The following is a 16,455-nucleotide window of genomic DNA, read 5'->3' as shown; positions in this document are numbered from 1 at the left end:
TCCTTTGTGCCCCCTATTCCGTAAGTTTCTTCGTTCTCCCCTACGAATTGCGTATCCATGCGCGTTCACATTGCTAATTCCGTTTACCTCCCCTTTTTCTCGTGTCCTTGTAAACGCTGCCACGCTTCGCTGAGCGAATGTGCTACAATAGAATAGTAGCATAGGAGGTTGTCGACCAACCGATTAACTATTATGCATTTTCGATTATGTTTCTGCAGTTGGCAGTTGATGAAGGAGGCCGGCCCGTTTGGCAATACTCAGCAGAATTAAATTTGTCGAGGATCTTTTTATGCAGATCGCTTGGGTCATTGAACATACAGTGAACGCCGAAACCGAGTTCACTCGAGCAAGTTACGAGAAAACGATTATTTGGGTTGTCATGACAGGAAGAAGAAGGATTGAAGTCAACGGATCTCTGTATGAGGTACAGGCCGGAGATATTGTCGTCATACCGCCATTGACGCCTAGAACACTCCTACCCGGAGACCCGGCTTCTGTTCCCTTTCATTTTTATACGATTGGCTGTGATCTTAAAATCGGTCCCTTACATGTTGCCGAGCTATACAAGCTCCCTCTAGTGACAAGCATCAAGGATTCAGTCAACTTCCGAAATCTAATAAATTTAACCTCGATGCTGTTAACGCAATCTCTTGACATGATTAAAGAGCTTCAGGCACTGGATCAGCCCGAATTGGTCATCAGTAAAGTCAATACGTATGAAACCGCCGGGTTGCTCGCCGTTAATGCGTCGTTTCATCTTTGGTTCTCCCGTTTTTTTGAAATGATGCTGTGTTACTTGCCGGGCGAACCCCAGGATATTGACCCTCGCATCAGCAAACTATGCGCCTATATGCAGAAAAATGTAGACAGGAAGCTTACGCTGCCCGATCTAGCCCAGTATCTGTACATCAGTGAAAGTCACCTGCGTCTTTTATTCCGAAAGACACTCGGCATATCGCCTTCCACCTATTTGCGGCAGCTACGTTTGCAGCGTGCGAAGGAACTTCTTGTCAATACCTCCTACTCACTCAAGGAAATTGCCGAGCTATCCGGATTCGAATCGTTGAACCATTTCAGCCGAGTATTCAGCACATATGAGTCCGTTCCAGCTCTTCAGTATAGAAAACGTTATTATGGCAACATGCAGGGTTAGCTGAGAGGACTGGACATATGAAAAAAGACCGGAGAAGGCTCGCATAATTCTTCGAGCTTTCTCCGGTCTTTCGTCCCGAGACTGGTGATATTTCAAATACGCCTTGCCATCCCTTTTCATACACAACTTTATCCTTTTCCTTGTTAGGTTGTGCGACTTGTAACGATGACATCTCTATGTTTTATGCTTTTTAGCTTCCTACCTGCTTCAATCGAGAATTTCTCGACCACATAATAAGCCAATACGGAAACTAAAACTGACAGAACAAAGCTTATACTTAAAAGGAGCCACATCGGTAAGATCCCATACAAGAGATTTATAATTAGTAAGTTAACAATGAAATGATATAAGTAAAAACTGTACGAGATTTTGCCTAGAAAATGAACAGGCTTTAAGAGCAACATCTTACCCGCTAACGTCGAAGACAAGGAGAGAATGATCAACATACTGACTCCTATCGTCGTGAAGGCGTCTTGAATAACACCTCGATGCAGCCACGCAATTTCAGGAAAAAACCAAACCGAGTAGTTATATAAAAGTAGGGCTCCTGCGAAAACAATAAATTTAAGCCATGCTCCTAAAGATGAAATAAACGAAACAAGTAAGCTTAGATGTCTTACTAGAAGGGCACCAATCATAAACATGAATACATACATTAGACCTAAGTTATTGATTCCGAATTTATGTCTTAGAACTAGCTCCAAGATGGTTATGAAGCATCCGACCATGATAACGAACCACGTGGGAGACTTCTTGATAAAAATCATGAGGAGAGGGAAAATAAGGGAAATTCTCATTTCATGAACTAAAGACCAAATGACCGGATTATACGCATCTGTAGCATAGTTACCAATAAGAAATACGTGATTCAACAATAACCCATTCGAGTATGGTGTCACCCAGAAGAGATTGAACCAATCACTTAATGCAGGTATCCCACCTCTGGAGAACAATAGACAACATAGGATAGCTAGAACAATACAGCAGATATAAGGGATGTATATCCGAAAGAATCTTTTTAAAATAAATATGGAATAGGGTGGCTGAGTTCCACTAAAAAAAGGAATAGAAAGCACGAATCCACTTAAAACAAAGAAGAATAACACAGCTTCGTGACCTGCGAACAACAAGTGGAACAACGGATTCTTGTCCCATTGATCAAAGCTAGGAAAGATTGCGGCTAGATGATAAAGTACGACAGTCAGTGCGGCTAAGCCTCTAAGAGAGTCGAGTTCTTCATATCTTTTCATAAATACCTCCTCAAGGGATTCAAGACATGCGCGACGTTCTGCTCCTACTTGTAAACTTTTTAAGTTGATACAAATTGTATCATTTTGATTTTATACTAGAGTTGAATTCCGGTCAATCATTTTTTAAAAGCTACACAATCAAAAAAGGTAACAAGCAAAAGACGAGCTGTTTATCTCCAGATAACAACTCGTCCTTGTCATTTATGCCAGCTTAATGTTCGCAGCCAATCTCTAATTGCTTGTTTATTTTGCTTAATATAAAATCCGATCACGACGCCAACCACCACAACAATAATTGCCGCTATGGCGTATTTCGAAACGATGTGAAGCATTTGCTCAATTTGTCCACCAAAAATTTTACCGATCATGACATAAGTTAAGACCCAAACTATCCCGCCCGTGAAGTTAAAGAAGAGAAAGGTGCCTAACCGAACTCTTAGAATGCCGGACACATAGCCAGTGAAGTGCCGCAACCCTGGGATAAAGTAGCTGACAAGGATGAGCTTGTTCCCATATTTATTGAACCATTTTGTAATCTTTACGATTCGTTCTTGGTTTAGAAAAAAGAACCTTCCATGTTTTTCAAAAAATGGTGTGCCAAGTTTATAACCCAAATAATAAGTAACCGTTGTACCGGCTATAGCTCCAAAATAAGAGCAGAAGATGATGATTAGGATATTCAAACTCCCAAAAGATGATATGTGACCAGCTATCGCCATTGCCAGTTCTCCTGGGAAAGGCAAGGCTAATGATTCGGCAAACAAGCCAAAAATTAAAACGAAATATCCGTACTGCTCAAAGAGATTGCTAATCCACTCCATATTTACACTCCTCAAGGGCTTCATTCATGTCATATCATAGAGAACTCGTTATATAAACCATCAGCATCGCAGAACCCGTGCCAATCGCGCCTCCTGCTAGGCAATCCGTTGGATAGTGATACCCCCAATAAACACGTGAAAAAGCAACCAATCCTGCACAAAAAATCAAAAACAGGGCAACTCCCTGTGACGCTAGAAAAAGAAAGGGGGTGACGATTGCAAAAATGGCGGTGGTATGTCCAGATGGAAACGAGTAATCCTTAAGCGGAAATCTCCCTACTTTCACTTGTTGCAGGGCGTGGAATGGGCGAATTCTGCGCATCTTTTTCTTAACGAGAAAGGCAATCACATGACTGAAAGTCAAAGCCGCTAAACATTGCAGACCTACCGGTCCCCAATTATGGGGTGCAAGCCATATGACGACTACGGTACATAGAATCGTAAACGTCGCGCCGCCCATATGAGTAATCAATCCCAACAACCAGTCCAGAACAATGTGATTTACCCTTTGATTACACCAGATAAATAGGCTGTGATCGAACTTCCTTAACCTTTGCATGTTCCTCTTCCTCATAAATCCATTCGTCCTATACAGTTTGTTCATTGTTCCTCCATCTGGACTCGTATCCCTCAACCAAGCGTATATGCTGTTTCTCTTGTTGTTGTCTACAACATTAAGATTAGCAAATAAACAAAGTAGCCATAACTGTCTGAGGTTTAGTTTAGTGCTGGACTTTGGTCTTGGTCCATTTTGGAAAGAAGCGGGGCATGCCTACGAATAACTAAAATAACATGATGACCCCCTGTCCGCAGTATAGTCCTGTTGACAGGGGGTCAAATGATTGGGGGGCAGTTCCTAGAGGACTCAAGGTCCTATTTCAACCCGGTCATCGTGATACCTTCAATAAACCTTTTCTGAGCCGAAAAAAACACAACCAGCAGCGGAACCGTCGCCACCATAGATGCAGCCATGATTAGGTGCCCCTTGGTTCCGCCTTCATCCGTGAACATGGATAAAGCCAACGGTATCGTGTACAAATTACTCGAATTCAAGTAAACTAACGGCTCGAAAAATTCATTCCAGCTGTGCAGAAACGTCAATATGGATAGTGTGGCAATAGCAGGAGTGGCCAAAGGCAACATCATGTTCCAATAGATTCGAAACGGCGTACATCCATCAATCTTGGCTGACTCGCTCAGTTCATCCGGGATTGTGACGAAGAACTGACGCATTAAGAAAACGCCAAATGTCCCCCCCGCCCCGAGAATAGCCGGAACAATCAACGGAAAATGAGTATCGACAACCCTGAGCTTGCCGAACCAGATGAATAACGGGATTGCGGTGGATTCGGTCGGAATCATCATGCTGCTAAGCAGAAAAAGAAAAATCACATTTTTGAAAGGAAACGATATTTTGGCAATCGCATATCCGGCCAGTGAGGCAACCAGAATGGTTCCTACCGTCACCAGGACAGCAATATAAAGGCTATTGAAAAAATAAAGATGATACGGGTAACGCTGAAAAAGCTCCACATAATTGCTCCACTTGACCGGATTTGGAATCCATTGCGGCGGCGTTATAAAAACCTGTGAATAATCTTTGAGCGAAGTGACGGCCATCCAGTAAAACGGGATAAGACTAACGAAAGCGATGACGGACAGCACGATATATTGCGGTAAACTGCTCAGTATTTTTTTGCGGGAGCTACTCTTCATAATGAACCCACCTCTTTCTCCCGTACCACTGAACCAAGGTTAACAGCAGAATGACAAAAAACAGGATAAATGAAATAGCGGAGCCGTAACCGAACTCATTATATTTGAAAGCTTGCTCGTAAATGTAAAATACCATGACATTCGTGCTCGTTCCCGGCCCGCCTTTCGTCATAATATAAATTTGTCCGAACACTTTCATCGAACTGATCAATGTCATCATAACAACAAGAAACATCGACGAAGAAATCATCGGAAGCGTAACATGCAGGAATGATCGCCAACGGGAAGCGCCATCAATTCGCGCAGCTTCGTAATACATGGCAGGAACGCCGTTTAAAGCGGCCAAAAAGATGGCCATATTCATCCCTAAGCTTTTGAGCAGGGAGACGATAACAACCACGGGAATCGCCAAATCCAAATTATACAACCAGGCCGGACCGGTTATACCGAATACTTTCAGTGTAGCGTTGATCAATCCGTTATCGGTTTGAAATATGTATTTCCAAATGATGGCCCATACAACGATCGATGTGACCACCGGAGAAAAGATCGCCGTCCGAAAAAAGCCGATTCCGGGAATGGCCTTTTGCGTAAGCAAGGCCAAAGCCAAAGTGATTACGATATTTAGCGGAACGAAGAGCAGGGTAAAATATAACGTATTCCATATCGTCTTCAGAAACACCGGATCCCCTAAAAAGGCCATCCGGTAATTGGCCAATCCAACAAACTTTACATCATCCATCAAATTCCAATTCGTGAAGCTCATTGCGAATGAAGCGATGACCGGTCCAAATAGAAACAGGATGTATCCCAGCAACATCGGCAAGACAAACGCGTAGCCGTACCACTTCTCACTTCGGTTCAGCCGATTGCTTCGTTCACGAGCCTGCGTTTTACCGTTTATCTGTTGACTTGCCTCGAGTCTTATCATAACTATTCCCGCCTTTCGTCCTTATCGCCAAAATCAGCTGTTTTAGCGATAAGGACGTAAATCAGATTTCTCACTTCAAGAGAGGGGCAACTTCTTTTTCCATCTGCTCCAGCATCTGCTTGACCGTAGCATTCCGGGTATACAGCATATCCAGCGCGTTTTGCATTTTTGTATCAATCTGCTGCCAATTAGATGGGGTAGGTATGATACGTCCTCCTGCTAGCATCGGTTGAGACATGGCTAGCTTAATGCCTTCAGCGGAAGGCTGCTTATTCAAATTAGCGAATTCGGCGGATTCAAGCACCGATTTACGCGTAGGCGGGAACGTGGTCTGCAGCGTTTGTATCCCTTCTTTGCTTGTGAAAAACTTGAGCAGTTCAAGCGCCTCTGCCTTATTCTCCGAATCGTTCATGACGGAATAGCCGGAGACTCCATTATAGAACGGGGCGTCCGCCTTGGGACCTTTCGGCATCGGAGCGATATCAAATTCCAGTCCCTCTGCCTTACGGGCGCTTGCGGAGTAACTGAAGGTGCCGCGGTACATGCCTATTTTCCCGGATTCGAATGGAAGCTGATCGCCCGGTTTCGGATGAATGAGATTTTTAAACATCATGTCATCAATCATTTGAAAAGCTTGTGCGCCTTCCGGCGAATTCAATAAAAATTTCGATGCGTCTTCATTGAAAACATCTGCGCCGTAAGACCAGATCGTATCAGTGAACGCATCTTTCCAGTTCCCACCGTCACCTAGCTTCACGCCATAAATGCCTTTGGATGGATCAGTTAAAGCTTTGGCCGTATTGATGAATTCATCGTACGTCCATTTTCCTTCTTTCGCTAACTCGTTCGGGGTTTTCAATCCTTTTTCCTGGAACAGCTTTTTATTGTAGTATAGAACTTTAGGTCCGGCTGAAAACGGGATGCCATATAGTTTGCCGTTCTTACGGTAAATATCCATATTCGAAGGGTAAATATCGTTTAGATCATAATCCGCATCCTTAGCCAACTCCGACAAATCCATCAGTTGATTCGAATCCCGCAACTGAGGAATGATCGCATCGTATAACCAAGCAACGTCAGGCACTGTCTTACTGGCAACCATGATGGACATTTTCTTCGGATATTCCGCGTACGGAATCAGCATCACTTCTACCTTAATATTCGGATGCTTCTCAGTGAATTTTTTTCCTAAGTCTTCAAACACTCTCTTACGGTTGTCATCCCCCCAAATACTCAGCTTGAGGGTGACATCTTTCTTCGGTTTGTTCGTTGTGCCCGACTGATCATTTGATTGGGTCGCCGATTTACTATTTGTCGCGGAGGTACAGCCTGCTGTTACCGACAGGAGAATAACGCTGGCTGTGAGTGCAGTCCAAACTTTTTTCATCTGTTCAAAACCCCTTCCGTTTTTCCAAACATTTTGTAAAGCGCTTTCAATTGTTAATTATAAAGCTTCTCTTGGAAACCAGAAATCACCGGCAATTGTGAAAAGGTGCGAAATTTTAAGGTGTTCATCCATGATTCCGGTAATCGGAGGGGGTCGTTCCCACTCTTTGCTTAAATACGTTCATAAAATGTTTGGCGCTCACATACCCGGTCAAACGAGCTATTTCATGAATCTTCAGGCTGGATTCCTTTAGCAACTGCTTCGCTTTATTCATCCTGCTGTCCGTAACAAAATCAGAATAATTTTGTCCCGCCACTGTTTTGAACAGCCCCGACAAATAATGATGGGTTAGATTGACTTGCTCGGCCACTCTTTGCAAGGAGATGTCTTCGGCCAAATTTTGCAGAACGATCTCCTTGACTTTGCGAATCACATACCTTCCTTCGCTTCCCTCATCGGTAATTACGCTTTCATTGGAGTCCATTTGCCTGTGATCATCCAGCTTAATTTTGATTCTTTGCAGTGCCTCCGCTAACTCAACACGATTCACGGGCTTTAATAAATATTCCGCGACCTGATACTTGATGGCCTGCTTGGCATAATCGAAATCGCCGTATCCACTCACAATAATGATAGATAAATGCGGAAAATTGCTTCTGGCCCGCCGAATCATTTCTAATCCGTTCATCTCCGGCATACGGATATCCGTAATGAGAATATCAGGGGACGTTGCATTGATTAAGTCCAAGGCATCTTTTCCATTTACCGCTTCCGCTGCTATCTTAAAACCGCCGATAACGGCTTCAATTGTCTTCTTCAGGCCTGTTCGAATCTGTTCTTCATCTTCGACAATCATGATTTTGTACACAAGAACCCCTCCATTTTAAACAGGTATTTTTAGCATAAAGGATGCCCCTTCTTCCACGCCTTTATCGATAAACACGCCATATTGGTCACCATATATTATTTTTAACCGCTGGTGCACGTTTCTAAGACCAAAGCCTTTGTTCACTTTATCAAAATGGTCAAGCTCTTGCTGCATTGGATTTTTACGGTTTATTCGCTGCTCGATTTCGTGAATTTGCTGCTCTGTTAATCCGATCCCGTTGTCCTTCACCGTAATAACCAGGTCATCATTTTGAAAATAGGCAGACACTCGAATCGTCACCGATTCTTTTTTCAAAGCATGTTCGATTACATTCTCAATCAGCGGCTGCAAAATCAACTTTGGCACCCAACAATCTTCGTAGGAAGGTTCGATTTCGATTTCGGCATGCAGCTTGTCTTTCAAGCGAAACGACTGGATTTGCAAATAATGCTCTACAAACAGGAGTTCATCTCTCAAGGTCACCGGCCTTTCCATTTTCTCAACGGTGTATCTCAGCAGTTTGCCTAAGCTTGTTACCGTATCGGATATTTGCAGCTGTTGATTATGAAGCGCCAGCATATTGATCGACTCTAAGGTATTGTATAAAAAATGTGGATTGATCTGGCTCTGCAGAGCGGACAATTCCGCTTCGCTTTCCCTGATTCGGGTCTCATACACTTCCCGCACCAACCGGTTCAGCTCATCCACCATGGTGTTAAAAGCAATCGTTAATTGACCGATTTCATCGTGGGCAACTACTGCAGCTTTCGCTTTAAACGCCCCGCTTTGCACCAACTTCATCCGACTCTGCAGATGACGAATCGGCTTAACCAAACGATTGGAGATAAGGACGGCTATTCCGTAAGCGGCAATCAATGAAATGACAGATATAATAACGGTAAATGTTGTCAGTTCTTGCGCATCCTTGCGCAAATCGGCAAGCGGGATGTGTCCGACTAACGATAATTTACTATAATTAGAAAAAACATTAGAAACGATATAATCCGGCGTATTGCGGGTTACTTGTTCAAAAGACAGCTCCGGGGAATCGCTAAGCTCAAACGGATACAGCAGCACCCTATCGCGGTTATAAACAAAAAAACGGCTGTTAGGTGTAAAATCGACTACCGACAACACTCGCTGGAACCCTTCCATAGTCAGGTCAACTTTAATAATACCAATAGGAACCCGGGTCTCTGGATGAACGATCACCCTGGCGATGGATACAACCTTGAGCGGTTGAAAATAATAATCCGCCGAATGCGGCGGAACGATCACAAGCCCGCCACCTAATTTCTCTACTCCCGCCATCCAATCGTTCTCTTCATAATTCCAATAAGTTTTGATGCTGTTTACCGAACTGCTGAATAGGCCGCCGTCTTTTGTAAAAATCATAATGCCGTTAATTTCCGGTCTCTCGCTCGTTGAAGAAGATAAGAACAAATTGATTTTACCTCGCTCTTCAACAGATAAATAAAGTTCTGGATTATACCTTCCGCCATGTTGGAGAAGAATGCCCAGAACTTCTTGATCATACAGGGGAGCCTGTGTCACTCGGTCAATATCTTTGACATACCGATCCATATTCACATTCATTTGCTCCATAATTTTTAGCGTGGAATCGCGCATATTGCGGTCGACATCCGCAGAATATTTACGGTAAGTAAATATTCCGCTTATACAATACGGAACCGTAATTAATAAAATAAAAAACAAGAGAAATTTCATACGCATGGGCAAAAAATAACGTTGTTTGGCCATTCGTGGTCTTTCCTTTCCGGAGCTTATTCGCAAAAAATCCCCTCCCTGTAAACATAAGTGTTAATTCTTAACACTGTCTACCTGAAGGGGATACTGCAATTATAACCTATGATTACATTTCTATATATACGTTGCCTTGGTCGACAGATACGTCGAACGATTCTACAGTGACATCGTACGTCAGTGTCCGCACTTTACGATCCACAACCATGCAGCCGGTCGGGATGTCAAACTCCCAGCCGTGCCAAGGACAGCGAACGATTTCACCATCTTTTTCATACTGGAAATCCCCTGGTTTCGACGACTTGATCCATGAAGTGACTGGACCTTTGCATAGCTCCGCTCCTTGGTGAGGGCAGTAATTCAATAGTGCATGAAAACGGTTGCCGCTTAAGCGGTAAATTCCGATATTGCGGCCGTTGAGCTGAACCAGCTTCGGTTCCCCAATGGGAAATTGATCGGTCGTTCCGATATAATGTCGCGTCATGCCTTTACTCCTCCGTAGGCTTATGCAGCGGCAATCCGTACAATTTGGCTGCATTGTTGTAAAAAATGTTATCCGACACCGCTTTATCCATCTTCGGAAATGTCAGCTTCGGCGAATCGAAGTCCCAGTGCGGATAATCGCTGCAGAACAACATCCGCTCTGAGGCATAGGACGCCTCCATCATAAGATCGAACAGCGCCTTATTCGGTACTTCCTCCAGCGGTTGCGAGCCGTAGTATATATTCGTTTGCAAATATTCGCTCGGTTTCTTCTCCACCCAAGGCGTTTGCGGGCGAAGTGCACGCCAATCCTGATCCAGCCGCCAAAAATAAGGTGCGATCCAGAAAACGCCCGCTTCGATGAAGAGCACTTTCAATTGCGGAAACAGCTCAAACACGCCTTCAAATATAAAGCTCGCCATGTGAGCCATAAATACTTGCGGGCGAGCCGCGCGCCCTTCAATGTAATAAGAGGGATAACCCGCTCCAGTTGTCGACGCATTGCGGCCTGCGCCTTCTCCACCAACATGAATGGCGAAATGTAAATTATGCTTTATGCACGCTTCATAAATCGGATGATAATTCCTCTGGCCGTACGGATGTGCTGCTCCACCCTGGACATAAACCTGTACCATCTGAGGATGTGAGCCAACCCGTTCTATTTCTTTGACGGAAGCGGCAATATCGTGGTAAGGAATGTTGATGGATCCGCGCAGACGCGAATCTTTTTCCAGCCAATGCTCAATCGTATAATCATTATATGCGGAACACAGAGCTGCTGCATAATAAGGGTCGGGAACCATCGTACATCCTACAAATTCGCCAGTCAAAATGCCGTACTTAACGTTATATTCTTCAAAATGTTGTTTGATCATGAACGCCAGATCGGATCCCGCTTGCCGTTCCCCTTCGGGGAACGCATCAAACCGCCTTCCATGCAGACCGCCGTTCATTCCGAAGCCTCCATGAAGCGGCCCCCAGAGTTCGATCTGCTCCTTGTATTTCCTCGGCAAATAAGGAAAAATGGCTTGGATATTCGGGATATTGTGGTGTATGTCGCAGTCGATCACACCGATGCCTTTCTTGTCGGCAGCAGTTCCACTTTCATTCTTACTTTTTTTCGTTTGGAGCATTGGTTCGATACCCCTTTCCATGTTCACTTAGTTAAGTTAAAAGCCCCCTTAAGCGCTTTCAATAAACTGAGTATAATATTTCTAGTGGGAATCAGAAATCACCGGATATTGTGAAAAGGTACGAATTTTTAAGATCGATGCCTACATTGGCGATCCCCACACTTGCGAATGGATTTTTGAAATAACGCCAGGTTAGATGTTTCGTGATTACTTTTCCCGGACCAGGGCAGAGAGGGTTCAAGGAGCAGACCGGTTAGCTGCGGTAACTTAATGCCTGCCCTGTTCGCTGCGTCAGAGAAAAAAGACTGGAGAATCGCTTGGGGAAATGCCCGTGCGGTTTCCAGTCTTTAGTCCGTCGGTGGATATGAATTTTTATTCCTGGACAGAAATTATTTATTTGTTAAACATCCTATGCACCGAAAATAAAGTCATCTTACTTCATTAGCACTCACCAAAACGCCGCAATCCCTTGTCCGACCAGCATTCTCAGGCTTTCTCCCCCACAACATGAGAAAATAAAGTCGTATCATAAGATCAGGTCAAAACAGGGTAAATCGCTTGAGGTAGAGCTTGGGAAATAAAAATAAAGTCGTAATAATAAGGTTAAGGTTGGGTTGGGATTTGAGCACTTTCCCGATCCACTTTCCCAGTCTCATTTCAACATAATTTCGACTCCCTACTGGCTTTCTCCTGCATTCAAATCATCCGGCAAGGAAAAGCCTGCTCCTACATCTCCCCCGCTGTAAACCCTATCCTGAAGCCGCCACAAGCCCATTCAATACCCTCACGTAAAAGAAAATGACTGGGCAATTGATCGGTGAAGAACCCGAAAAAATGCCAGTCATTTGAATTTACATCAAATCACCGCCGCGGCTAATCTCACTCCAATTTCTCCGGCTTCATATCCGGCTATTTGCCTGGGTTTTGGTCGGGAAATAATCGGTGGATAGGTCGGTGAGACGACTTTATTTACTCCCACACGAGTTTATTTGCTCTGTGATGAGTTTATTTGTGCGGGATACATCCGCTGCCGCATCGCCTCGAACAGCAGCACCGTCGCGGCCATCGCGACGTTCAGCGATTCCGCCTGCCCCTGCATCGGAATGATCACCTGTACGTCCGACAGCGCGGCCACACCCGGCGACACCCCCTTGGCCTCGTTGCCAAGGATGAGCCACGCCGGCTCGCGCAGGTCGGTCTCGTAACACGAGCGCTGCGCCTGCAGGCTCGTGGTCACGAGCTGCACGCCGCGCTCCCGCGCGCGCGGCAGCAGATCCGCCAGATCGGCCTCCACGATCGGCAAATGATAGAGCGATCCCATCGTCGAGCGGATCGTCTTGGGGTTGTACAGGTCGACGGTGCCGCTACCCAGCACAACGGCGTTGGCTCCGACGGCATCCGCACTGCGGATGATCGTGCCGAGGTTGCCGGGGTCCTGGACGCCGTCCAGCACCACGACCAGATCATGCGCGCCGGCGAGCAGCGTATCTGCGCCGACCGCGGGCTTCGCGACGATCGCCAGCACCCCTTGCGGGGTCTGCGCATCGGAGCACTTCGCGAGCACGGCGCTGCTGACGCCGATCCATTCCACTGCAGCGGCGCCCTCGAGCGAAGCGAGCTCGCCGGGCAGCCCTTTTTCCGCGAGGAACAGGATCGTTTCGACCGCTGCCCCTGCTTTTAACGCCTCCTCAAGCAGGTGGTACCCTTCGATGAGGTATTTGCCTTGTTTGTCGCGGCCGCGCCGTTCGAGTAAAGAGGCCCACTCTTTGACTCTTGCATTTTGCACAGACAAAATTTCTGAATATGTACGCATCTTTCCCCGACTTCCTACTCCGAAAAAGTAATCTCAAAATTTTGCAAACTTTCGTTCTTCCCGACAATCACGAGCACATCTTCGGCCCGCAAGGGCATCTCTGCACTAGGCGGGATGACCAATTGCTCATTTTGCTTGATCGCGATGACGTTGCAGCCGTACTTGGCCCGCATGTCCAGCTGCCGCAGGCTGCGGCCGATCATTTGCTTGGAGACCTTAATCTCGACGATGCTATAGTCCGCAGACAGTTCGATATAATCGATAATGTTGGATGAGATCAAATGATGCGCAACCCGCTGCCCCATATCTCGTTCAGGATAAATGACTTTGTCGGCGCCGATTTTATTCAGCACTTTGCCGTGCAAGTCGTTGACTGCTTTCACGACAATCTTGGGAATTCCCATTTCCTTGAGGATAATAGTCGTCAGAATGCTCGCCTGAATGTCTTCTCCAATCGCGACGACCACCACGTCAAAATTGCGGAGTCCCAGTGCCCGCATTGCATCCTCATCGGTCGAATCCGCCTGCACCGCATGCGTCACGTAGGAGGAAACTTCCTGCACCGTCTCCTCGTCTTCGTCAATAGCTAATACCTCAAACCCCAATTGCGTTATCGTTTTTGCAATCGCAGAGCCAAATCGGCCAATCCCGATTACCGCAAACTGTTTTCTTACACTCACCGTGTCTGTGCCCCCATATCCCGAGATTTTCCTCAGTATACCATATATGATGCCCTGATCTCACTTTTTCCATGAGGACCTTTCCCGTTCCTTTAGAAAAAAGGATGAAGCAGCTCCCTTTTGCACATATTAACTCCGATACTGACAATAGAAACGAGGTCGACGTATGAACATCACGTTAAGACAAGCCATTCTCCAGCGCGTTAACAACAAATCGGATGATGAGTTAAAAGAGATCATTGAGGACTCCATCGGTGGAGAAGAGCGGGTGCTGCCCGGACTCGGCGTGCTTTTTGAAATTATTTGGCAGCACAGCGAAGCAAGCACACAGGATACGATCGTGGAAACGCTGAAAGGCCACCTCGCCTAAGCGGGTTCCGCGGCTCTACATGAAAAAAGCCTGCAGCCGCAGGCTTTTACATTTTTATACATCCATCACAACCATCTGATGACACAGCAGTTTCGGCACCTCGTAATGCACCGTCCCCTCGGCATCCATCTCGAAAGCGAGCTCCGTCATTTGCGGGGCCAGATACACCTTTTTCACAAGCTTGCCCAGATGCACCGACACCTTCGTCCCGTACACCGGCATCAGATCCTCGATCACCTCTACGCCCTTCCCGCGTTTGACTGGCACCGCATACAGCAGATGATTCACATACCGACCTTCCGCCGGCTGCTCCATGAGGGTAACGACGCCTTGTGCCGGCAAGTTGGTCGAGAGCGTTTTTGCAGCGCCAAGCAGCTTATTCAGTGCGTAAAGCACACTTTCCTTCAACACGAGACTGCCCACGCTTGCGTACTCCTCAAATACGTTCCACGCGAGATAAATGCCGCTGCGGCTTTCAACCATACCCGGACCGTCCTGCTGGAGCGCGCTTGGGGTATGCTGATGGGAGCAGAACGTGAACACGTCGCGGTTAAAATAAGGATTTTCCCGGTGCCCCAGCACGGTTCCCTCCTCGGTCACATCGATCTGCTGCCCCTTCGAATAGAACACGAAAGAGGCTTCCGGCAAGCTCTCCAACGCAAAATACGGACGGAAATACGACGGTTTATACGGATTCACCCCGGCATAACGAACGCCAAGCTCAATGGCAAAATCGGTCCCCTCCATATTCAGCCCCGATGCCCCCGTGGCCAGCAGCTTGCCTCCCTGCGCAAGGAACGCCTTCAGCTTCTCTCCAAGCTCATCCGTAATCGCAATACGATCCGGCAAAATAATCACCCGATAGCGCTGGAAATCGCTCCCCATATCGATCACGTCGAACAGCACGTGGCCTTCGAGCAGCATGCGCACCGCACCGGCGTCGGAATCGCCTGTTCGCTCCGCGCCTTCCTCCTGGCGCAGCGCTGCGGCCTCGACCGAGAACAAACCGACGTCCGCGACGCTCCGCACATCTGCGCACCACGCCTCCTTACTCTCTACCTCGGCGTAAGCCGCGCCAATGATCGCGTACGTCGCTGGATCCATCCGACCTTCCGGATGCAGCTGGTCGCCGATCGAGCAGCGTGCGCCGTTCGCGATGCTGAGCGCCGTCTCATAACGCAGCGCATTGGGATGCTTGTAGCCGCCGAACTCTCCCCACGACGTGTGGAATTTGCCCGTCATGCCGAGAAACGGCATTCCAAGCCCCTGCGCATAACGCGCGGACAGCGGAAAATGATCGTAGCCCCAGCCCCCGGTCGGCAGCGATTCCAGCTCCAGGTGCGAGTTCATCGCAGCGAGATCCCGGCGCCCTCGGCGGATATGCCCGCCGTTGTGGAACACGGGCAGTCCCGGCTTCACAGCGTCAATCGTCTCGCGAACCCGGCGCGTGTACGCCGCGTACGTGCGCTCGCCAAGCTCTACAATGGCGGCAGTGTCACGCGGATCTTTTCCCTCGGCGAGTAGCTGCCCGACGCACGTATGGCAGTAGCATTTGCGCACGCCGACAATGTCGAGGAAAATGCCATCCGCGTCATAGCGGCGAACCACTTCGTCGATCTGACTGAGCAGCACGTCCAGATACGGCGAATTCATGCAGAACTGGTGATACCCCGGCTTCATGAAGCCATCCACCCAGTTCGTGTTGTCGTTCACGTCCCGGATCAGCCATTCCGGGTGCCGGCGCGCCAGCTTTTCGTCCAGCCCTGCGGACAGGTAGACCGGCGTCAGAACCCCAATCTCATGTGCAGCCTCGATCATAGCCCCGAGCAAATCGAAGGAGAGATGCGGATGCATCTCGTTGGCTTCGGACGGATGGTAAGCCCAGCCATGATGGCATTTCGAGAAAACGGTGATGGAATCCACGTGCCCCTTGCGAAGCATGTCCTGAAACTGCCCTTTATCAAAATCGCGCCCGATCCCCGGGATCGCTTCCGACGTATGAAAATCAAGATGAACTTGACGAAAACGCATAAGTACTGTCGCCTCCTGGCCCTGTAGTTAATTTAACTATAGTTTGAAAAGCGAA

Annotated in this window: 15 protein-coding genes; 2 read left to right on the top strand and 13 right to left on the bottom strand. The window is 47.1% G+C overall.

Going from position 1 to position 16,455, the window contains the following annotated elements; translation table 11 throughout:
* Nucleotides 1-247: 247 nt before the first annotated feature.
* The gene (locus tag ABE504_RS28185) at nucleotides 248-1,153 is read left to right on the top strand and encodes a helix-turn-helix domain-containing protein (RefSeq protein WP_430095273.1); all 906 of its coding nucleotides are present in this window, start codon (nucleotides 248-250) and stop codon (nucleotides 1,151-1,153) included.
* 143 nt (nucleotides 1,154-1,296) lie between these two features.
* On the opposite strand, the gene ABE504_RS28180 is transcribed toward ABE504_RS28185, so the two are convergent.
* The 12 genes from ABE504_RS28180 to ABE504_RS28125 all read right to left on the bottom strand — a co-directional run bounded on the left by ABE504_RS28180 (nucleotide 1,297) and on the right by ABE504_RS28125 (nucleotide 13,999).
* Nucleotides 1,297-2,403, bottom strand: coding sequence for an acyltransferase family protein (locus ABE504_RS28180; RefSeq protein WP_430095272.1), 1,107 nt, complete (start codon nucleotides 2,401-2,403; stop codon nucleotides 1,297-1,299).
* A gap of 197 nt (nucleotides 2,404-2,600) precedes the next feature.
* A complete protein-coding gene (locus tag ABE504_RS28175; protein WP_430095270.1) occupies nucleotides 2,601-3,224 on the bottom strand; it encodes a DedA family protein in 624 nt (207 codons plus the stop codon).
* A gap of 34 nt (nucleotides 3,225-3,258) precedes the next feature.
* Entirely contained in the window at nucleotides 3,259-3,783 is a 525-nt protein-coding gene (locus ABE504_RS28170; protein WP_430095268.1) for a phosphatase PAP2 family protein, read from the bottom strand.
* 314 nt (nucleotides 3,784-4,097) lie between these two features.
* Complete coding sequence (locus tag ABE504_RS28165) at nucleotides 4,098-4,940, bottom strand: carbohydrate ABC transporter permease (RefSeq protein WP_430095266.1); 843 nt, start codon at nucleotides 4,938-4,940, stop codon at nucleotides 4,098-4,100.
* A complete protein-coding gene (locus ABE504_RS28160; RefSeq protein WP_430095265.1) occupies nucleotides 4,930-5,871 on the bottom strand; it encodes a carbohydrate ABC transporter permease in 942 nt (313 codons plus the stop codon). The genes ABE504_RS28165 and ABE504_RS28160 overlap by 11 nt, the downstream gene beginning before the upstream one ends.
* A gap of 70 nt (nucleotides 5,872-5,941) precedes the next feature.
* Nucleotides 5,942-7,258, bottom strand: coding sequence for an ABC transporter substrate-binding protein (locus ABE504_RS28155; RefSeq protein WP_430095264.1), 1,317 nt, complete (start codon nucleotides 7,256-7,258; stop codon nucleotides 5,942-5,944).
* A 124-nt stretch (nucleotides 7,259-7,382) separates the two neighbouring features.
* Entirely contained in the window at nucleotides 7,383-8,126 is a 744-nt protein-coding gene (locus ABE504_RS28150) for a response regulator transcription factor (protein ID WP_430095262.1), read from the bottom strand.
* A 15-nt stretch (nucleotides 8,127-8,141) separates the two neighbouring features.
* Nucleotides 8,142-9,887 carry a sensor histidine kinase gene (locus tag ABE504_RS28145; protein WP_430095260.1) on the bottom strand — a complete coding sequence of 582 codons (1,746 nt, stop codon included), beginning with the start codon at nucleotides 9,885-9,887 and terminating at the stop codon, nucleotides 8,142-8,144.
* Nucleotides 9,888-9,999: 112 nt separating this feature from the next.
* Nucleotides 10,000-10,374, bottom strand: coding sequence for a Rieske (2Fe-2S) protein (locus ABE504_RS28140; protein ID WP_430095258.1), 375 nt, complete (start codon nucleotides 10,372-10,374; stop codon nucleotides 10,000-10,002).
* A gap of 4 nt (nucleotides 10,375-10,378) precedes the next feature.
* Entirely contained in the window at nucleotides 10,379-11,506 is a 1,128-nt protein-coding gene (locus ABE504_RS28135; RefSeq protein WP_430095257.1) for an amidohydrolase family protein, read from the bottom strand.
* 985 nt (nucleotides 11,507-12,491) lie between these two features.
* Nucleotides 12,492-13,319 (bottom strand): TrmH family RNA methyltransferase, encoded by an 828-nt coding sequence (locus ABE504_RS28130; protein ID WP_430095255.1) that lies wholly within the window; start codon nucleotides 13,317-13,319, stop codon nucleotides 12,492-12,494.
* Nucleotides 13,320-13,333: 14 nt separating this feature from the next.
* Nucleotides 13,334-13,999, bottom strand: a complete 666-nt coding sequence (locus ABE504_RS28125; RefSeq protein WP_430095253.1) for a potassium channel family protein — start codon at nucleotides 13,997-13,999, stop codon at nucleotides 13,334-13,336.
* A 166-nt stretch (nucleotides 14,000-14,165) separates the two neighbouring features.
* On the opposite strand from ABE504_RS28125, the gene sspI reads away from it, so the two are divergent.
* Complete coding sequence (gene sspI, locus ABE504_RS28120) at nucleotides 14,166-14,369, top strand: small acid-soluble spore protein SspI (protein WP_430095251.1); 204 nt, start codon at nucleotides 14,166-14,168, stop codon at nucleotides 14,367-14,369.
* A 54-nt stretch (nucleotides 14,370-14,423) separates the two neighbouring features.
* Here sspI and ABE504_RS28115 read toward each other — a convergent pair whose 3' ends face one another.
* Nucleotides 14,424-16,400, bottom strand: coding sequence for a beta-galactosidase trimerization domain-containing protein (locus ABE504_RS28115; protein ID WP_430095249.1), 1,977 nt, complete (start codon nucleotides 16,398-16,400; stop codon nucleotides 14,424-14,426).
* Nucleotides 16,401-16,455 lie beyond the last annotated feature (55 nt).

Origin of the sequence: Paenibacillus oryzisoli (genome assembly GCF_050467285.1) — a bacterium.
GTDB classification, from domain to species: domain Bacteria; phylum Bacillota; class Bacilli; order Paenibacillales; family NBRC-103111; genus Paenibacillus_E; species Paenibacillus_E oryzisoli_A.
Note: the sequence above shows the minus strand (reverse complement) of the source record. Positions and strands in the feature narration are given on the sequence as shown.